Origin of the sequence: Jonesia denitrificans DSM 20603 (genome assembly GCF_000024065.1) — a bacterium.
GTDB lineage: Bacteria > Actinomycetota > Actinomycetes > Actinomycetales > Cellulomonadaceae > Jonesia > Jonesia denitrificans.
The window spans coordinates 453,423-469,619 of sequence record NC_013174.1; the positions used below are offsets into that span (position 1 = coordinate 453,423).

Genomic DNA, 16,197 nt, shown 5'->3' on the forward strand with positions numbered 1-16,197 from the left:
AGAACACAGATGACAACACTGAACCGTGCCATTGCAGGGACTGCAGCAGCAGTCCTTGCGCTCACCCTCGCAGCGTGCTCCACCGGCGAAACAACCCCTGATGCCACCAGCACACCGCAAGAAACCAGCAGCGGGGAATTTCCCGTCACCATCAACCACGCTTTCGGTGACACCGTCATCGACGAGGAACCACAAACAGTGGTGGCCTGGGGGTGGGGTGCCGCCGACGCGATCCTCGCACTCGGAGTTGTTCCCGCAGCAATCCCCGCGCAACCCTACGGCGGCGACGAAAACGGCATCCTGCCCTGGATCGCCGACGAACTCACCGAACTTGGAGCCGACACGCCCACCATCCTCACCGCTGGGACTGAAGCACCCATTGAGGAAATCGCCGCCGTCGAACCAGACATTGTGTTGGCACCCTACTCCGGGCTCACCCAAGAAGAGTATGACCTCCTCTCCGCCTTCACTGATGTTGTCGCCTACCCAGACCAGCCCTGGGCCACCCCATGGCGTGACGTCATCTCCATCACCGGGCAAGCCCTTGGACGCCCCGACGAAGCAGCCGACGTGCTGTCCACCATTGACGCAACAATCGCCGACAACGCCGCAGCCAACCCCCAATTTGAGGGTCTGAGTATCGCCCAAGTGTGGCCCTCCGCCGACGCGTTCTACGTGTACCTGCCCGCAGACCCGCGCGTAGAGTTCTCCGAAGACCTCGGTTTCGTGTCCGCACCCTCCGTGACGGAACTCGACACCGGCGAATCCACGTTCTACTACACCCTGTCACCCGAACTGCTCGACCAACTCGACGCCGACCTCCTCCTGGTGTACGCAGACACCCAAGACAACTTCGACGCGTTCCTCACCTCAGACCAGGCGAAACTTCTCCCCCAAGTGGCAACAGGGGCCGTCGCCGACATTATTGGAACCGCACAGGTCGCCTCCGTGTCACCACCGACCGCACTCTCCTTGACCTGGGGAGTCGACGAATACACCGAGAAACTCGCAGCAGCAGTGGAAAAGCTCAACAAGTAGCACCACCCACACCAACCACATGATGGACGGCTCCCCACACCAACCTGGTGTGGGGAGCCGTTGTCCGTGGTCAAGGGGCTGAACGGTCTGGGGACCTCGAACCTACTCACCACCGTCAAACTGACCTATATTCGCCACATGGAATGGTTGCTGGGACTTGGAGTAAGTGCTGTCGTCGTTGTTGCTGTGGTGGTTGGGGTGACTCGCCGGAAGAAACCGGAAGCCGCCGACACCTACACGGTGACGGTCAGCCCTGACCGGTACGAACCCCATGACACACCCACCGTGGATATCCCCGCCAACACCAGTGACACACCAGCCGATGCGCCAGAAACAGAACCTGTTCCCGCCCCGTCCGTACCCTCCGCTTCCTCCGCTTCCTCCGCGGCGGACACGTTGACGGTGGCAGAGGAGTTGTCTGGGGTAGCCACCTCGCCTGCGGCGGACGTGTCACCTGTGGTGACCTCGCCACCTATGCCCCCTGTCCCATCACAGTCCGCAGAGTCATCCGAGGATGCGCAGGGTGTGCCGCAGGACTCGGAGCCGTCACCGCAGGAGGACGCAGAGGTAGAGGTCGTAGAGCCTCCAGCAGAAGCAACTGACGCCGAGGTGGAGGCAACAGTGGTCGACACCGAGGTGGAGTCGACACCTCAGGGGGAGACAGTCCCGGAACCTGAACCGCGCCGATTCGTGGACCTGCGTGATCAGCCTGAACGACAGTTGCGCATTGTTCTTGATGACGATGCTTTTGGTGACCTGGACGACGCTGCACACCAGGCACCGTTTTATGTGTTGCGTCGAGAAGATGACTCCTCAGAGACCTCCCACGCGATTGCCGTGCTGACGGGGGACCACAAAATTGGTGTCCTTGCAGAGTCCGCAGCGAAACACTACGCACCATTGTTTGACCAGCTTGGGGCTGACGTCCTTGCGCACACGCCAGGGAACGGGCCGGAGAAAGACCGAGTGTTCCTCCCGCGCGTGCCAACACTGCGCGCGCTGATCACCTCCGGGGTTCCTATGATCGATGCCCCCGTACTGGAAGAGCCACGCCAGTCGCCGCAAAGTCTCCAGGACACTGAACTGGCTGGTGAGACCACCACACGCGAACTCGTCAGTGCTGGACAATCCGCATAACACCGGTGTGCACTGTCTGAACCTGAAGTGGTCCACATGAGATTCAGGGACCAACAATCACCGCACACAAAAAGGCATCTGAACCGTGACGTCACGGTTCAGATGCCTTTGTAGTGTCGGGGTGACAGGATTTGAACCTGCGGCCCCGTCGTCCCGAACGACGTGCGCTACCAAGCTGCGCTACACCCCGATAGCCAAACGGCTACCCGACGATAATACTCCTACACCGCCCCAACCAAAAATTTGATTACGAACCGTCAGTACGTTCGCTCGAACGGCGTCGGGTCAGCCCATACACCACACCACCAACGAAGAACACCAACGCCCCTGACACCACAGACTGCCACGGAAGCGTCACCACCAACACCACACACCCCACCGCGCCACCCACAAAGACGATGCGCGGGTAACGCCGGTGCACCCCGTGCTGGTGCCACGCGCTAACGTTCGCAATCGTGTAGTACACCAGCACCCCAAACGCAGAAAAACCAATAGCCCCACGCACATCCATCACCACAACAAGAGCGCTAACCACTACGACAAGAACAAGGTCAGCCACCCACGGGGTGCGCGCGCGAGGACTAACCCGCGCCAACACGGCAGGGAGATCCCCCTGCCGAGCCATCGCTAACGCAGTGCGGCCAAGACCAGTCATCAACGCCAAAAGCGCCCCCAAAGACGCAACCGCCGCACCAACAGCCACCACCGGGACAGCCCAGCGCGCATCGGCAGCCACCACCGCATCAGCAAGCGGAGCACTCGAACCAGCCAACCCACCCACGCCCAACCCGCGAACCAACACCACCGCAAGAATCACATACACGGTCAACGCCAGCGACAAGGCGATCGTGATCGCCCGAGGAATCGTGACCGGAGGATTCACCACTTCCTCACCTAAAGTCGCTAGCCGTGCATAGCCAGCAAACGCAAAAAACAACAACCCCGCAGCCTGCAACACACCCCACACCGTCACCGGGTTCGACAACGCCACAGAACCCGCCCCAGCCGCAGGGGCGCCAAGCGACACCACCACCACAACCGCCACAACAACCAGCACACCCACCACAAGGTAACGAGTCACCGTCGCCGTGCGCGTAATACCACGCACATTCACCGCACCAAGAACCATGACCGCCACAACAGCAACAGCCTGCTCCCACCCGGCAGGAGCCACATACGCTGCGAACGTCATCGCCATCGCAGCACACGATGCGGTCTTCCCCACCAGGAAACCCCACCCAGCCATATACCCCCACACCGGGCCAAGCATCTGACGCCCATACACATACGTGCCACCCGACGTTGGAAACTGCACCGCCAACTGTGCAGACGCCAACGCATTAGCCCACGCCACCATCGCCGCGAACCCCAACGCCACAAACAACCACGCACCAGCCGTCGCGCTCGCAGGACCAAACACCACAAAGACCCCGGCACCCAGCATCGACCCCAAGCCGAGGGACACGGCCCCTGACAGGCCAAGACGTCGCGCAAGAGCCGGAGAAGACACACACACCCCATTTCGTTAAAGCCCAATAACGCGCTCATCATACGCGGTCTCGATGGCGGTGAGGTGCGCAGGAAATAGTGTGGGGACTGGCACTCGAGGCAGAACGTATCAGAGACGACAAAGGCCCGGCACTGATGTGCCGGGCCTTTGATGTGGTCGGGGTGACAGGATTTGAACCTGCGACCTTCCGCTCCCAAAGCGGACGCGCTACCAACCTGCGCCACACCCCGGAGACTCACCCTCGGGTGAACCGCCTGTCCAAGCATACCCGATCTGCCACGGTGCTCCCACCAAGAAAGCCTCAGTGTGATGAACAGCGCAGAAGCAGGTGGGTGACGGTTAGGTCCCGTCAGCGGGGACGAGGGTGAGGAGGACAGCTTCTGGGCGGCACGCCACCCGGACCGGTGTGTACGGTGAAGTTCCCAAACCGGCGCAGACATGCAACCAGGAGGAATCCTCGCCTCCTGGTTCGTCAGGGCGGGGCCCCGGCCAGCCGCTGACACCGCGTGCACGCCCGCGGTCAAGGTCACAGTTGGTGACCAGTGCACCGAACCCGGGGATGCAGAGTTGCCCGCCATGGGTGTGCCCCGCAATGATGAGGGAGCACTCGTCGTTGTGCATCGCGTTGAGGGTGCGTTGATACGGTGCGTGGGTCACCCCAATACGTAACGCCCCTGCGGCTCGTGGTTCCCTGACCGGGTACACATCACGGTTGATGTGGGGGTCATCAACCCCCACCCACTCAATGTGGGTGCCGTTGATGGTGTGGGTGGAGCGGGTGTTTGTCAGGTCGTGCCACCCGCGTTCGCTCATTGCTTGCCCTAATTCGGCGGCGGGGAGTTGTTCTGGCTGCGGGATGATTCGTTTTTCTGGGTCTTTGAGCAGGTACCGTGCTGGGTTTTTCATGCGTGGTCCGTAGTAGTCATTTGACCCCATGACAAAAACCCCTGGTACGTCAAGAAGCGGGTCTAGCGCGTCAAGGACAACAGGCAGGGCGTGGGTGTGCGCCATGTTGTCGCCGGTGTTGATGACCACGTCGGGTTCCAGCGCTGCAAGTTCGCGAACCCAACGTGTTTTGCGTCCTTGGCGTGGTGTCATGTGTAGATCGGAGATGTGCAACACCTTCAGTTCCTGCGCCCCGGAGGGAAGGACTGGAAGGGTGTAGCGGCGAACGGTGAAGAGTTCAGCCTCGATGCGGGCGTATGCAAGAGCGGCCGCGCCAAGCGCGATTGCCCCACCCAGGGCCCGGACGCCGTGGCGAACCGGGCCATGTGAACGTGTGGTCATCTCTTAGTCGTCTCCACCGCTGTTGCCGCGGTCGCCACCGTTGTTGGAGCTACCGCCGTTATTGCCGCCGCCGTTGTTTGACCCACCGTTCCTGGTGTTTCCACCTGAGGACCCAGAGTCGGGTTTGTTACTGGAGCCTGAATTACCTGTTGATGGTGGCGGTGTGGGTTTGGGGTAGCTGCCCAGTAGGGACGCGGGGATAGGATCGAAGCCCTCTTTGCTTTCCTTGGCGAGTGCTTGATCCATGTAGGTTTTCCAGATTGGTGCAGGGATCGTGGACCCGTAGACACGTGGGTAGTTCCGCCCAGCGATGTTTACGCCAATCATGCGGATCGTCTGGTTGTCTGGGTGCCCCATCCATACTGCGGTGGACAGCTGTGGTGTGTACCCAATGAACCAGGCGTTGGAGTTGTCGTTGGAGGTTCCGGTCTTTCCTGCTGCTGGGCGCCCACCGGACAGTGCCGATGCTGATGCACCACCACCGGGTTGAATGACCTTGCCTAGTGCGTAGTTCATTGCGTTGGCCACGTCCTTGTTCAAGGTTTGCCGGCAGTTCTTGCCTTTAATGGGCAACTCTTCACCGTTGGTGTCTGTGACCTTGAGCAGAGCGCGAGGTTCGCAGTACACGCCCCCCGAAGCGAAGGTGGCGTATGCGGATGCCATATCGAGCGGGGATGATTCTTGAATGCCCAGTGTCATCGAGGGCACAGTTTTGACTTTGCCGTCGGCGCTGGGGTGAGAGGGGCGGAAACCAATGTCATAGGCGGTGTCAGCAACCTTGCACAGGTCAAGCTTGCTGAGTATAGATGCGAACGCGGTGTTCACCGACCATGCCGTGGCTTTTTCCACGCTGATGTTTCCGGTAGCGAGACCGTCCACGTTGTTCGGGTGCCACGGTTCTGTACCCAGCGCTACACACGAGGCTTTGAACTGGTTGGATACCCACCTCTTTCGGGTCGCATTGACTGATTCTCGTAGTGTGTGGCCTTCTTTGAACCATTCGGCCAGTGTGAACGCCTTAAATGTTGAACCAACCTGGAACCCGTTTGATCCACCCATCGAAGAACCAGCGGAGTAGTTCACTGAGGTTGCGGTTTTCGACTTCGTGGCATTAGGTACATACCTGCGGTTTTGTGCCATGGCGACGATTTCGCCCGTGCCTGGTTCAACGCTGGTAATTGCGCTTGCGAATCCCTTGGCGTTATCGCGGGGGACACCATCACGAACGGCGCGGTATGCATAGCGTTGCTTCTTGGGATCCAAGGTGGTCACAATGGTGAGCCCACCGCGGTAGAGCTTTTCGGTGCGTTCGTCTTCGGTTTCACCAAAGGCTGGATCGTTGATGATCGACTTGGTCACGTAGTCACAGAAGAAACCGTTGTACCCGGCGCCTTCACAGCCATTGTGCAGTTCCTGCAGGTCCAGCGTTTCCTCGAGTGGAGTTGCGACTGCCTCGTCGTGTTCTTCCCGGGTGATGTACCCCTGCTGGTACATGAGGGATAGGACAATGTTCCGTCGGCGTTGCGCGTCGTCGGGGTTCATTGACGGGTCCCAGGAGGACGGGCGTTGGGTGACGCCCGCGATTGTTGCAGACTCAACAATGTTGAGGTCTTTTGCGCTCTTGTTGAAGTAGTAGTTCGCGGCAGTTTCGACACCGTAAACCTTGGAACCAAACTGAGCAAGGTTGAGGTAGTTCTCGAGGATTTCCTCTTTGGGCATCGACTTTTCCAGGTTGATCGCCAGTTTTGCTTCACGAAGTTTGCGCTCAAGGGTGGATTCGCGGGCTTCTTCGACAGCGAGAATATCCCCTTCTTTGCTTGCTTTGTGGATGAGGACGTTCTTCACATACTGCTGGGTCAGCGTTGATCCACCTTGCATGTTGCCTTGAATGTTCTCACTGGCGGCACGCATGATCCCGCGCACGTCAACACCACCATGAGACCAGAACCGTTGGTCTTCTGTCGCCACAACAGCGTTTTGCATGTGCTCAGAAATCTCGTCGAGCGGAACGATGAGCCGGTACTCGGAGTAGTACGTGGCGAGAAGTGTTTTGCCATCACGGGCATAAATTTTTGATGCTTGCGATGGTTCGTCGATCTCCAACTCAGTGGGCAGGTCGTAGAACGTTTCCGTGGCTGTGGACGCTGCTGTGCTGGCTCCTGCCGCAAAGGGGACAACTAGTCCTGCCGCGAGGACGCCCCCGATCACCGACAGTGCAAGGAACACAATGATGAGACCGGCAACCTGAAAGGGGTTCACTGGTGCGCGTCGAGCGGTCGAGCTAGACAAGAGCCCGGGTGAGTCCGACACGGAAGAAGACGGTCCATGGGGAAGGTCATCGCGAGCAGGGTTTGGCATAGTCCTAGCCTACGTGACATAGCGGCGTGGCGACGGGGTGATCTCAGGAGAGTGTGTGCGTATTTGGTAACAGCAAGGATAGGATCAACCCATGGCTCAGAAGTGGGAATACGTCACCGTTCCGTTAATCATTCACGCGACCAAGCAGATCCTCGATAATTGGGGTTCGGAAGGGTGGGAACTCGTTCAAGTTGTCACCGGACCAGATGGAAATGGGCTGGTCGCTTACATGAAACGTCCGCTGGAGGACAGCTAGTGGGGCGCGTTGATGACCGGCTCGTTGAGCTGGGAATCACGCTTCCTGAGGTCGCAGCACCGGTTGCGTCCTATGTCCCTGCAGTGCGGTCGGGAGATCACGTGTGGACGTCAGGTCAACTCCCGTTTGTTGGGGGAGAACTGCCCGGCCGTGGAAAGGTGGGTGCAGAAGTCTCGCCCGACAACGCCCGAGAGTATGCGCGTCGTGCAGCATTGAATGCCCTTGCTGCGGTAAAGGCGGAAATTGGCGACCTTGATGATGTGAAGCGCATTGTTAAGGTGGTGGGATTTGTTGCAAGTGCCCCTGATTTCACCGGACAACCTGCCGTGATCAATGGCGCCAGTGAGGTTCTCGGGGAGATTTTCGGCGAGCGCGGAGTACACGCGCGTTCAGCTGTGGGGGTTGCTGTCCTTCCTCTGGATGCGCCAGTGGAAGTGGAATTAGTTGTTGAGCTAGCGCAGAGTTAACTCACCATGGAAAGGGGCTGGCCACATGATGTGGCCAGCCCCTTCGTGCACGATCACAGTCGTGTCAGCGTGCGCGGCGTTCCAAGCGGTCAATGTCGAGGAGAACAACGGCGCGTCCTTCGCGGCGTACCCATCCGCGGCCAGCGAAGTCGGCAAGGGCTTTGTTCACTGTTTCGCGGGAGGCCCCGACCAGTTGGGCGAGTTCTTCTTGGGTGAGGTCGTGGGCTACGCGCACACCTTCGTCAACGCGCTCACCAAAACGTGTGGAAAGGTCTAGGAGTGCTTTGGCGACGCGGCCTGGCACGTCAGAGAACACGAGGTCGGCGAGTGCTTCGTTGGTGCGGCGCAGGCGGCGTGCCAGCGCGGTCAGCAAGTGGCTAGCCAGGCCTGGGTTTTCGTCGATGGCCGCAACGAGAGCGGAGTGCTCGAGTTCGTACATGATGGAGTCGGACACTGCTGAGGCTGACAGGGAGCGTGGCCCTGGGTCGAAGAGGGACAGCTCACCGAACATTTCTCCTGGGCCAAGGATGGCGAGGAGGTTTTCGCGTCCGTCTCCGGAGGAAGAGCCGAGCTTAATTTTGCCTTCTTCGATGATGTACAGGCGGTCGCCGTTTTCACCCTCGTCGAAGAGGACTTCGCCTCGGTTGAGTTCAACTTTCGCCATCGATGCGAGGATGGCGCGCCGCTCAGAGTCCTCCATTGTGGAGAACAGGGGGGCGGAGAGGACGACGTTTTCGTTTTCCACGGGACACTTCCTTCGAGCGAGAAATTCTTTATTCCTCAAACAGTGTGCATGATGTGTGCAGTTTCACGGTACCGCGTTTTGCTGTTAGCGTCAGATTTTGCTGTGGGCTGACACCAATGTGGCGTTAGTGCGGTGGTTGCGTGTGCCGGGCGACGAGTTCGTTAGTGACGTTCATCAGTGCGCGCCGGATGGCACGTTCGTAGTCGCTGAGGGCGACTTCGCAGTGTTTGAGTTCGGGTAGGTCAGTGACAGAGTACATGGTGTGGGCGGTGAGCACCTTGTCGGACACGGCGGAGATCTGTGCTGTGGTGTGCGCAGACAGGGTCATGAACTCGTGAAGGCGTGCGCCGAGCTGTGCGGGTGGGGTTGCTTGGGCGATGGTGAGGTCAACGCGTGCTCGGACGAGTCTGCGCCAGTGTGCAATGGTGGAGAGTTCGATGCGGAGTCGTTGCCGTGTTTCTTCGAGGTCGGCGTCGCTCAGCGTTGTGAGTTCGTCGTCGAATGACGGTGGGGACATGTCCGCTCCGGGTGTCCTTGGTGGGTGTGGGGGTGGGGGACAGGATGTGGGGGTGACCTCATCCGTTAGTGTGAGAATACCGCACCGACCTGTGCGGCAGGCTGTGGCAAGACGCGGTGACGCGAGGTGAAGGGGCGTGGTGGTGAGTGTGGATCGACCGCCGTTGGGGCTGGTGCGCAGGGCTCGTAAGCTTGGTCGTGCGTTGGAAGGGCTGCACCCTGATGCGCGGTGTGAGTTGAATTTTCGGTCACCGTTTGAGTTGTTGATCGCCACAGTGTTGTCTGCGCAGACCACTGATGTGCGGGTCAATAGCGTGACGGGAGCGTTGTTTGCCCGGTTTCCTGATGCGTTGGCGTTTGCGGAGGCCGATGTGCATGAGGTGGAGGATCTTATTCGTCCGACGGGGTTCTTCCGGGCGAAGGCAGCCTCGTTGGTCGGTATTGGTGCCGCGTTGGTGGAGCGACACCACGGTGAGGTTCCTGGTGACCTTGAGGAGTTGGTGACGCTGCCGGGGGTGGGGCGGAAAACAGCGAACGTTGTGTTGGGTGATGCGTTTGGTGTCCCCGGTGTCACCGTAGACACTCATGTGGGTCGGTTGGTGCGCAGGTGGCAGTGGACGCAGTCGCAGGACCCTGTTGTCGTGGAGCATCAGGTGGGGGCGTTATTTCCCCGTCGTGAGTGGACGATGCTGTCGCATCGGATTATTTTTCATGGGCGGCGGGTGTGTCACGCGCGGACACCGGCGTGTGGGGTGTGCCCGTTAGCGTCGTTGTGTCCGTCAGCGGGGGTGGGGGAGAGTGACCCGGTTCGGGCTATGCGCTTGGTGAAGGGGCCGGATTCATTGCGGGAACGACTTACTCAACCAGTCGATAAGTAAGTCGTTCACAGTGTTGGGTACTTCTTCTGTGAGGAAGAATCCGGCGTCAGAGATGGTTTCGAACCGTAAGTTGGAGCACAGGGCTGAGGAATCAGCAGCAATGAGTTCGCGGCGCAGGAGCCCGTCGTGTGCACCTTGCAGTTGGAGGGCAGGCACGGTGATACCTGTCCGTACCCCTTGAAGGTAGCGGCGTCCCACAGGTCCGGCGATGCCTTTGGTGTACCAGCGTAATGGTTCCAGGGAGTTGTGAGCTGCGAACGGGATGCGCAGGGCATTGGCGTACGTGTCGATGACCTGGCCGGGCACTGGCTGATGGCCAAACCTTGTGAACAGGCGTGACATGGTTTCTGGGCGGGTGAGAGTGCGCTCACCGAGAGAGGGAAGGTGGAGGGCCGGCAGACGCCGCCAGGGCAGTTTATTCAGGGAGGTGCGCAGTGATGCGTGAAGGCGGGCGGGATGTGGTGCACTCAGTGCCGCAACTCCGACGGTGATGGCTGGTTGGAGTGACGGCATCGACCAGGCCGTGACTGCTCCGAGTCCGTGTCCCACAACAATGGCTTTACTGGCACCTAAGGAACGAATCACACCGGCAACGTCACGGGTTCGGGTGATTTGGTCATACCCTGTTGGTGGCTTATCCGAGGCGCCGGTTCCACGCATGTCGAGGGCAGCGACCCGCCAGCCAGCGTCGGCAAGTGCGGGGATCGTGTGCCGCCATTGCCACCACATCAACGGTGTGGTGTGGACAAGTGTGATCAGCGGACCGCTGTTTGCCATCCCAGCGGTGACCACATGGAAGCGTGCCCCATGTGCGGAAACGAACTCATGGTCCCAGGGACCGTCAATAATCACGTCACTATAGTCGCGGTTCACCCCACTGAGTGTAGTGACCACCGCCGGTGTGCGCGTCAGTCCTCAGGTTGATTCCGTTCAGCTTCTCGGCGTTCCGCCTCTTTCGTGCGTCGGTCTTTTGGCGGGTCAAACCGGTAACCGACGTTTCGGACTGTGCCAATGATTTGTTCGTATTCGACCCCAAGTTTGGCGCGCAGGCGACGAACGTGGACGTCAACGGTGCGAGTGCCCCCGTAATAGTCGTAGCCCCACACCTCTTGGAGGAGCTGGGCCCGGGTGAACACTCGACCGGGATGCTGAACCAGGTATTTAAGGAGTTCAAATTCTTTATATGTGAGATCAAGGGGGATTCCACGGAGCCGTGCGGTGTACCCGGATGCGTCAATGTACAGTTCCCCAGAGCTGATCTCTTCAGGGTGGGAAGCAGCTTCCAAGGTGGTGGCGCGTTCACGCACCAGCCTCAGACGCGCCTCGACTTCAGCTGGGCTGGAAGCATCCAGGAGGAAGTCGTCCGCACCCCAGTCGGATGTGACTACCATCAGTCCACCCTCAGTGAGGATGAGGATCACCGGGACATCAATGCCGGTGGCATTGACCATGCGGCAGGTGGCGCGGGCCCCAACGAGGTCTTTGCGGGCATCGATGAGGACAACGTCGGTTTCTGGGGCGTCCACGAGCGCTGACGCGTCAAGCGGGAGGGTGCGCACTTTGTGTGCGAGTAACCCCAACGCGGGCAGGACCTGTGCGGATCCTCCAGTGGCTGCGGTGAGGAGAAGCAGCTCAGCGATGGGACTCACCTCCATGAATGGGGATACAGCGTGAACTCTGTGTGATTCACGTGTCTTTCCTGCGCCTTATTATGACAGGTGGCGGGCTTTGTTGCGGGGAACTGTCCGAAAAACGGTGTGTGGGTTCGGCCCGGTGGAGGAAATCTGAAAGACTGGGCCGTGTGAATCTTTCTACTCGGGCTGTCTTCACCGCCGTCGCTGCTGCCCTGCTCGCTGTGGGTGCGTTCTTTGGTGAGCTCCCGTTCTTGGGCGTGTTGGCGTTGATCATTTTTTTCTTCGCCTTAGGGTGGGGGCCCCTGCTTCGTCTCCCCTCTGGCGGGTCCACTCTCGCGGTGATTTTGTCGTCGCTGGGCGGGTTAGCTGTCGTGTGGGCGACCCCTGAAGCCCCCCGTCTGCAGTTCCTCCCACTGGTTCTTGCCATGGGGGTGCTGCTTGCTTTTGTGGCCGAAATGTTGCGCCCCTACCCGCGGTTACGCCTTGTCGATTCGCTCATGGGAACAGTGACCGGCATTGTGGTCGGTGTGTCCTCCGGGGCCTGGCTTGCCACCTACCGCCTTGACGGCGGTGTAGAACTCGTCGTGGCCTGCGCGGTGGGATTAGTTGTTGCTTCCGCTGTGGCGGCAACCTCGATGCGCGGATCACTCGCGCTCCTTGCATCAGTAGGAGCAGCGACCGTCGCGGCGGTCGTGGTGTCCACCGTGATGCCGGACCTCACTTGGATGTCAGGGGTCAGCATTGGTGTCCTTGCTGGGGTCATCGTGGGATCACTGCAGGTGTTGTTTGACCGCTTCCCAGAATTACGCAGCCGACGGGCAGCCTGGTCTGTGGTGATGCTGCCGCTGTCAGTTGCCGGGATGATGGCCTACGTTGTCGGCCAAATCCTGCTGTAACCGTGATCCACACCGCCGCAAAGCCGGCGGTGTGCGGCCCCGTCAGTAGACCAACACCCGTGTATCCGGGGCAATGATCTCACTGACCAACGATGCGGCCCCCGCGACCCGCACGCCCGGCGCAAGATCCGCCGCATCCACCCCATGAGTGCTGAGACTTTGCACGCACACAGAAACCTGTGCCGCATCGAAAAGTAGTGGTCCGAGCTCCGCCCACGGCGAGTAAGCCGGCGGGAACACAACACCGCCACCATCCACGGTGGCAAAACTCACCGCATCCCCCGACAACCACAGTGACACCTCCACCCCCGACACCACAGCAGCGGCCGCAACCGTGACCGCCTGAGCGGCACGTTCCGGATCACGAGCACCCGCAGTTAATTGGATAGTGAGTGAGGACATATTGGCTCCGTTGTTCGTCTAGACTGGGTCGCATGGACGTCGACATCAAAGTACTAGAAGGTTTCTTCATCGGTTTACTTGTGGTGGTCACCATCACGATCGCATGGTTCGCAGGCTACGTCGTGTACAAACTCTTTAAGGGACAACGCTGACAGTGGCTTTCGCATTTCCTGACGGACTCGCCCCAGAAATATACCCACTCGCCTGGTTAGTGGGAACCTGGCAAGGCGACGGTGTTGTGGACTACCCAGGCATAGACGCCTCAGGGTTTACCCAACGTGTCGTGTTCGACCACGATGGCGGACCGTATCTGAGGTACGAATCAACCATCAGACTCACCCCAGACCACACACCAACCGTCCCAGAACCCGGAACCCTTCCCGCCCCACAATCCACGCCAAACAACCACGACAGTGTGTTTTGGTCAACGGAAACCGGGTACTGGCGGGTTGCGCCACAACCCCACGAAGGCGTGCCCGACGGGCAAACCTCCCTGGAAGTTCTCCTCGCCGACCCCGCCGGACGCGTGTCGGTGTACCTGGGTGCAGCCGGTGACGGAAAAATCCAGCTCGTCTCTGACCTCATCGCCCGCACCGCCACCGCCACCGAAGTGTCCGCCTCCCAACGCATGTACGGCAGCGTTAACGGGCAACTCATGTGGGTGCACTCCCTGGCCGCCTTCGGTCACCCCCTGCAGTCTTACGTTTCTGCAACTCTGAACCGGGTAGACCATGACTGAACCCACCACACCCGCAGAACCCACCCAGTGGCGCAGCCCACTCCTGGCGTGGCCCGGAGCTGTCCCCGCAGCAGGACCCGACACCGGAGTCGCCTGGCATTACGGTGACCCAGTGACCGAACAACGTGCCCTGGAACGCGGACAAGCCGTCGTGGACCAATCCCACCTCCACATCATCGCCGTCACAGGCCCAGACCGGCGCTCCTGGTTGAACTCCATCACATCCCAAGAACTCACCACCCTCGCCCCACGCACCTCCACCGAACTCCTGGTCATGTCCCCCAAAGGACACCTCGAACACAGTGCTGCAGTCGTCGACGACGGCGACACCACCTGGCTCATCACCGAACCCTCCCACGCCCACGACCTCACCACCTGGCTCGACTCCATGCGCTTTGCAATGCGCGTCACCGTCAGCGACGTCACCGACCAGTGGGCACTACTCGGCGAAGCAATCAACGCCGAATCACAAGACGGTGAACCCCTCGCATGGAATGACCCATGGCCCACCGTCCTTGACGGCGGAACCCGATACGGACCAGACGCCCCCGACCACGCCGGCACTGACCGTCCATGGCGACTCGTCCTCATCCCACGAACCGACCTCGCCGACGAAATCCGGCAACGCCAACACAGCGGATGGACCCTCGCAGGAACATGGGCCACCGAAGCGATCCGCATCGCAGCATGGCGCCCACGCCTCGCCACCGAAGTCGACCACCGCACCATCCCCCACGAACTCGACTGGTTGCGCACAGCAGTCCACCTGCACAAAGGATGCTACCGAGGACAAGAAACAATCGCCCGCGTCCACAACCTTGGCCGCCCACCACGCCGACTCGTCATGCTCCACCTGGACGGCTCCGGTCACTTCATCCCCGAACCAGGGGCACCGGTCCACCTCGAAGGCAGAGACATCGGGCACGTCACCTCAGTAGCACGACACCACGACAACGGTCCCATCGCGCTCGCCGTCATCAAACGCGCCACCCCCGACGACGCAGCACTGACCGTTGTCTGCGACGGCGGCGACGTCACCGCCGCGCAAGAAATCATCGTTCCCAGCCACGGGCAAGCAGCAACCCGACCAGCAGAACGCGGCCCCACCTCACGACAAGCACGAGGAACAACGAACCTCTCCGGACTTGCACGCCCCAACTAACCCCACCGGGTCCCCACCGGCCCGCCACATCGCAAGGTGCCCCGCCGTGTCAACAACACCACGTGACCGCCTCCACCAGCGCGCCTACCTCTGGGCGCGCCGCGGTTGGGCGCGCGTCACCCGAGCCGCATGGCCCACCACAACAGCCGCCATCGCTTGTGGTCTTTCCTACTGGGCTGGACAACACGTCGTCGGACACCCCTACCCGTTCTTCGCGCCCGTCGCCGCCTGGGCATCCCTTGGATATACAGCAGACCGGTCAGTGCGGAAGGTCGCCGAAACCGGGATCGGTGTCTCCATCGGCGTGTGGCTCGGCGACCTCTTTGCCCACGCAGTGGGTTCCGGCCCCTGGCAAGTTGCTGTCATCGTGTTCATCGCCGTGCTCATCGCACGATTTGTTGGCTCAGGTTCCCCCCTTGCCACCCATGCCGGAACCCAAGCAGTCGTCCTTGTCGGACTACCCATCGGAGTGCTCAGCCCCGCCCTCGGCGGCGGATTCGGACGCTGGTCCGACGCCCTCGTCGGCGCCGCAGTCGCCACCCTCATCGCCGCGATCATTCCCAACAACCCGGTGAGGCGCGTCCGCTCCGCCGCTCAACTCGCCACCACGGAACTCGCCGAAACCCTCACCCACATCGCCGCTGCCGTCACCAGCGGAACCCAAGAAGACCGGGACTACGCCATCAACCGGGCCCGCTCCACCCAAGTGCCCCTCAACGACTGGGCCGCCATCAGCGCAGTCGCCCTCAACGCCACCCGCATCAATGCAACCGCCCGGCGCTACCGTAGCCACATCGCCGAACTCGACACCCAACGCGTCCTTGTGGACCGCGCCATCCGATCAACCCGAGTCGTCGCCCGCCGCGCCCAAACACTGCACCCCGGACCCGGCGCTGACGACGTCGCCGAACTCCTCACCGCCACCGCAACCGCCACCCGAGAACTCGCACACGCCATCGGCCACGGCAAAGACCTCGCCGTGGCCCGCGAATACCTCACCACCGTGGCCCAACAAGCAGCCCCCGGCGCACTCGGTGAACGAGACTGGCAAGCACAAGCACTCATTTTAGTGTTGCGCTCCGCCATCGTAGACTTGCTTGAAGCCGCAGGGGCCAGCGAACAAGAAGCCCGCGACGCCCTCGCCGCTTTAACCTGACCCGCCCACACCCTGA

17 protein-coding genes and 2 tRNA genes are annotated in these 16,197 nt (G+C 60.7%); 9 read left to right on the plus strand and 10 right to left on the minus strand.

The genetic code is table 11. From position 1 onward, the window contains the following. The first annotated feature begins 9 nt into the window (after positions 1-9). Both JDEN_RS02130 and JDEN_RS02135 read left to right on the plus strand, forming a co-directional pair. Entirely contained in the window at positions 10-1,038 is a 1,029-nt protein-coding gene (locus tag JDEN_RS02130) for an ABC transporter substrate-binding protein (protein WP_015770722.1), read from the plus strand. A 66-nt stretch (positions 1,039-1,104) separates the two neighbouring features. Continuing rightward, the gene (locus tag JDEN_RS02135) at positions 1,105-2,175 is read left to right on the plus strand and encodes a hypothetical protein (RefSeq protein WP_015770723.1); all 1,071 of its coding nucleotides are present in this window, start codon (positions 1,105-1,107) and stop codon (positions 2,173-2,175) included. A gap of 116 nt (positions 2,176-2,291) precedes the next feature. Here JDEN_RS02135 and JDEN_RS02140 read toward each other — a convergent pair. From JDEN_RS02140 to JDEN_RS02160, 5 genes are all read right to left on the minus strand, one after another. Next, a tRNA-Pro gene (locus JDEN_RS02140) sits at positions 2,292-2,365 on the minus strand. Between the two features lie 57 nt (positions 2,366-2,422). After that, positions 2,423-3,685: an APC family permease gene (locus JDEN_RS02145; RefSeq protein ID WP_015770724.1), complete on the minus strand. Its 1,263-nt coding sequence runs from the start codon at positions 3,683-3,685 to the stop codon at positions 2,423-2,425. Positions 3,686-3,838: 153 nt separating this feature from the next. After that, positions 3,839-3,915 (minus strand) — tRNA-Pro (locus tag JDEN_RS02150). A 109-nt stretch (positions 3,916-4,024) separates the two neighbouring features. Next, entirely contained in the window at positions 4,025-4,972 is a 948-nt protein-coding gene (locus JDEN_RS02155) for a metallophosphoesterase (protein ID WP_015770725.1), read from the minus strand. A 3-nt stretch (positions 4,973-4,975) separates the two neighbouring features. Beyond that, complete coding sequence (locus JDEN_RS02160) at positions 4,976-7,330, minus strand: transglycosylase domain-containing protein (protein ID WP_015770726.1); 2,355 nt, start codon at positions 7,328-7,330, stop codon at positions 4,976-4,978. Between the two features lie 91 nt (positions 7,331-7,421). On the opposite strand from JDEN_RS02160, the gene JDEN_RS13605 reads away from it, so the two are divergent. Then, positions 7,422-7,586 carry a DUF4177 domain-containing protein gene (locus tag JDEN_RS13605; protein ID WP_015770727.1) on the plus strand — a complete coding sequence of 55 codons (165 nt, stop codon included), beginning with the start codon at positions 7,422-7,424 and terminating at the stop codon, positions 7,584-7,586. Next, entirely contained in the window at positions 7,586-8,053 is a 468-nt protein-coding gene (locus tag JDEN_RS02165) for a RidA family protein (protein WP_015770728.1), read from the plus strand. The genes JDEN_RS13605 and JDEN_RS02165 overlap by 1 nt, the downstream gene beginning before the upstream one ends. Before the next feature lie 64 nt (positions 8,054-8,117). On the opposite strand, the gene JDEN_RS02170 is transcribed toward JDEN_RS02165, so the two are convergent. Together JDEN_RS02170 and JDEN_RS02175 are read right to left on the minus strand one after the other, a co-directional pair. Beyond that, positions 8,118-8,753 carry a Crp/Fnr family transcriptional regulator gene (locus tag JDEN_RS02170; protein WP_049754501.1) on the minus strand — a complete coding sequence of 212 codons (636 nt, stop codon included), beginning with the start codon at positions 8,751-8,753 and terminating at the stop codon, positions 8,118-8,120. A 169-nt stretch (positions 8,754-8,922) separates the two neighbouring features. After that, positions 8,923-9,315, minus strand: a complete 393-nt coding sequence (locus tag JDEN_RS02175; protein ID WP_015770730.1) for a hypothetical protein — start codon at positions 9,313-9,315, stop codon at positions 8,923-8,925. 136 nt (positions 9,316-9,451) lie between these two features. Between JDEN_RS02175 and nth the strand changes: the two genes are divergently transcribed. After that, positions 9,452-10,192 carry an endonuclease III gene (gene nth, locus JDEN_RS02180; protein WP_015770731.1) on the plus strand — a complete coding sequence of 247 codons (741 nt, stop codon included), beginning with the start codon at positions 9,452-9,454 and terminating at the stop codon, positions 10,190-10,192. Here nth and JDEN_RS02185 read toward each other — a convergent pair. Both JDEN_RS02185 and JDEN_RS02190 read right to left on the minus strand, forming a co-directional pair. Beyond that, positions 10,154-11,065, minus strand: a complete 912-nt coding sequence (locus JDEN_RS02185) for an alpha/beta fold hydrolase (RefSeq protein ID WP_105597302.1) — start codon at positions 11,063-11,065, stop codon at positions 10,154-10,156. The two genes, nth and JDEN_RS02185, sit on opposite strands and share 39 nt — an antisense overlap. 35 nt (positions 11,066-11,100) lie before the next feature. Continuing rightward, positions 11,101-11,832 (minus strand): winged helix-turn-helix transcriptional regulator, encoded by a 732-nt coding sequence (locus tag JDEN_RS02190; RefSeq protein ID WP_041288063.1) that lies wholly within the window; start codon positions 11,830-11,832, stop codon positions 11,101-11,103. A 161-nt stretch (positions 11,833-11,993) separates the two neighbouring features. Here JDEN_RS02190 and JDEN_RS02195 point away from each other — a divergent pair, with 161 nt between their 5' ends. Further along, complete coding sequence (locus JDEN_RS02195) at positions 11,994-12,722, plus strand: hypothetical protein (RefSeq protein WP_041287784.1); 729 nt, start codon at positions 11,994-11,996, stop codon at positions 12,720-12,722. Between the two features lie 42 nt (positions 12,723-12,764). Here JDEN_RS02195 and JDEN_RS02200 read toward each other — a convergent pair whose 3' ends face one another. Further along, positions 12,765-13,124: a DsrE family protein gene (locus JDEN_RS02200; RefSeq protein ID WP_015770735.1), complete on the minus strand. Its 360-nt coding sequence runs from the start codon at positions 13,122-13,124 to the stop codon at positions 12,765-12,767. Positions 13,125-13,278: 154 nt separating this feature from the next. On the opposite strand from JDEN_RS02200, the gene JDEN_RS02205 reads away from it, so the two are divergent. From JDEN_RS02205 to JDEN_RS02215, 3 genes are read left to right on the plus strand one after another with little or no spacing between them, the layout of a single operon-like run. Then, entirely contained in the window at positions 13,279-13,863 is a 585-nt protein-coding gene (locus tag JDEN_RS02205) for a heme-binding beta-barrel domain-containing protein (RefSeq protein ID WP_015770737.1), read from the plus strand. Further along, a complete protein-coding gene (gene ygfZ / locus JDEN_RS02210) occupies positions 13,856-15,025 on the plus strand; it encodes a CAF17-like 4Fe-4S cluster assembly/insertion protein YgfZ (RefSeq protein ID WP_015770738.1) in 1,170 nt (389 codons plus the stop codon). The genes JDEN_RS02205 and ygfZ overlap by 8 nt, the downstream gene beginning before the upstream one ends. 46 nt (positions 15,026-15,071) lie before the next feature. Then, positions 15,072-16,181, plus strand: a complete 1,110-nt coding sequence (locus JDEN_RS02215; RefSeq protein ID WP_015770739.1) for an FUSC family protein — start codon at positions 15,072-15,074, stop codon at positions 16,179-16,181. Positions 16,182-16,197 lie beyond the last annotated feature (16 nt).

Bases quoted from the DNA above. Each gene is read 5' to 3' on its own strand.
- JDEN_RS02175 (WP_015770730.1), bottom strand. From the start codon at position 9,315: ATGTCCCCACCGTCATTCGACGACGAACTCACAACGCTGAGCGACGCC.
- JDEN_RS13605 (WP_015770727.1), top strand. From the start codon at position 7,422: ATGGCTCAGAAGTGGGAATACGTCACCGTTCCGTTAATCATTCACGCG.
- JDEN_RS02170 (WP_049754501.1), bottom strand. From the start codon at position 8,753: ATGGAGGACTCTGAGCGGCGCGCCATCCTCGCATCGATGGCGAAAGTT.
- JDEN_RS02160 (WP_015770726.1), bottom strand. From the start codon at position 7,330: ATGCCAAACCCTGCTCGCGATGACCTTCCCCATGGACCGTCTTCTTCC.
- JDEN_RS02200 (WP_015770735.1), bottom strand. From the start codon at position 13,124: ATGTCCTCACTCACTATCCAATTAACTGCGGGTGCTCGTGATCCGGAA.
- ygfZ (WP_015770738.1), top strand. From the start codon at position 13,856: ATGACTGAACCCACCACACCCGCAGAACCCACCCAGTGGCGCAGCCCA.
- JDEN_RS02155 (WP_015770725.1), bottom strand. From the start codon at position 4,972: ATGACCACACGTTCACATGGCCCGGTTCGCCACGGCGTCCGGGCCCTG.
- JDEN_RS02130 (WP_015770722.1), top strand. From the start codon at position 10: ATGACAACACTGAACCGTGCCATTGCAGGGACTGCAGCAGCAGTCCTT.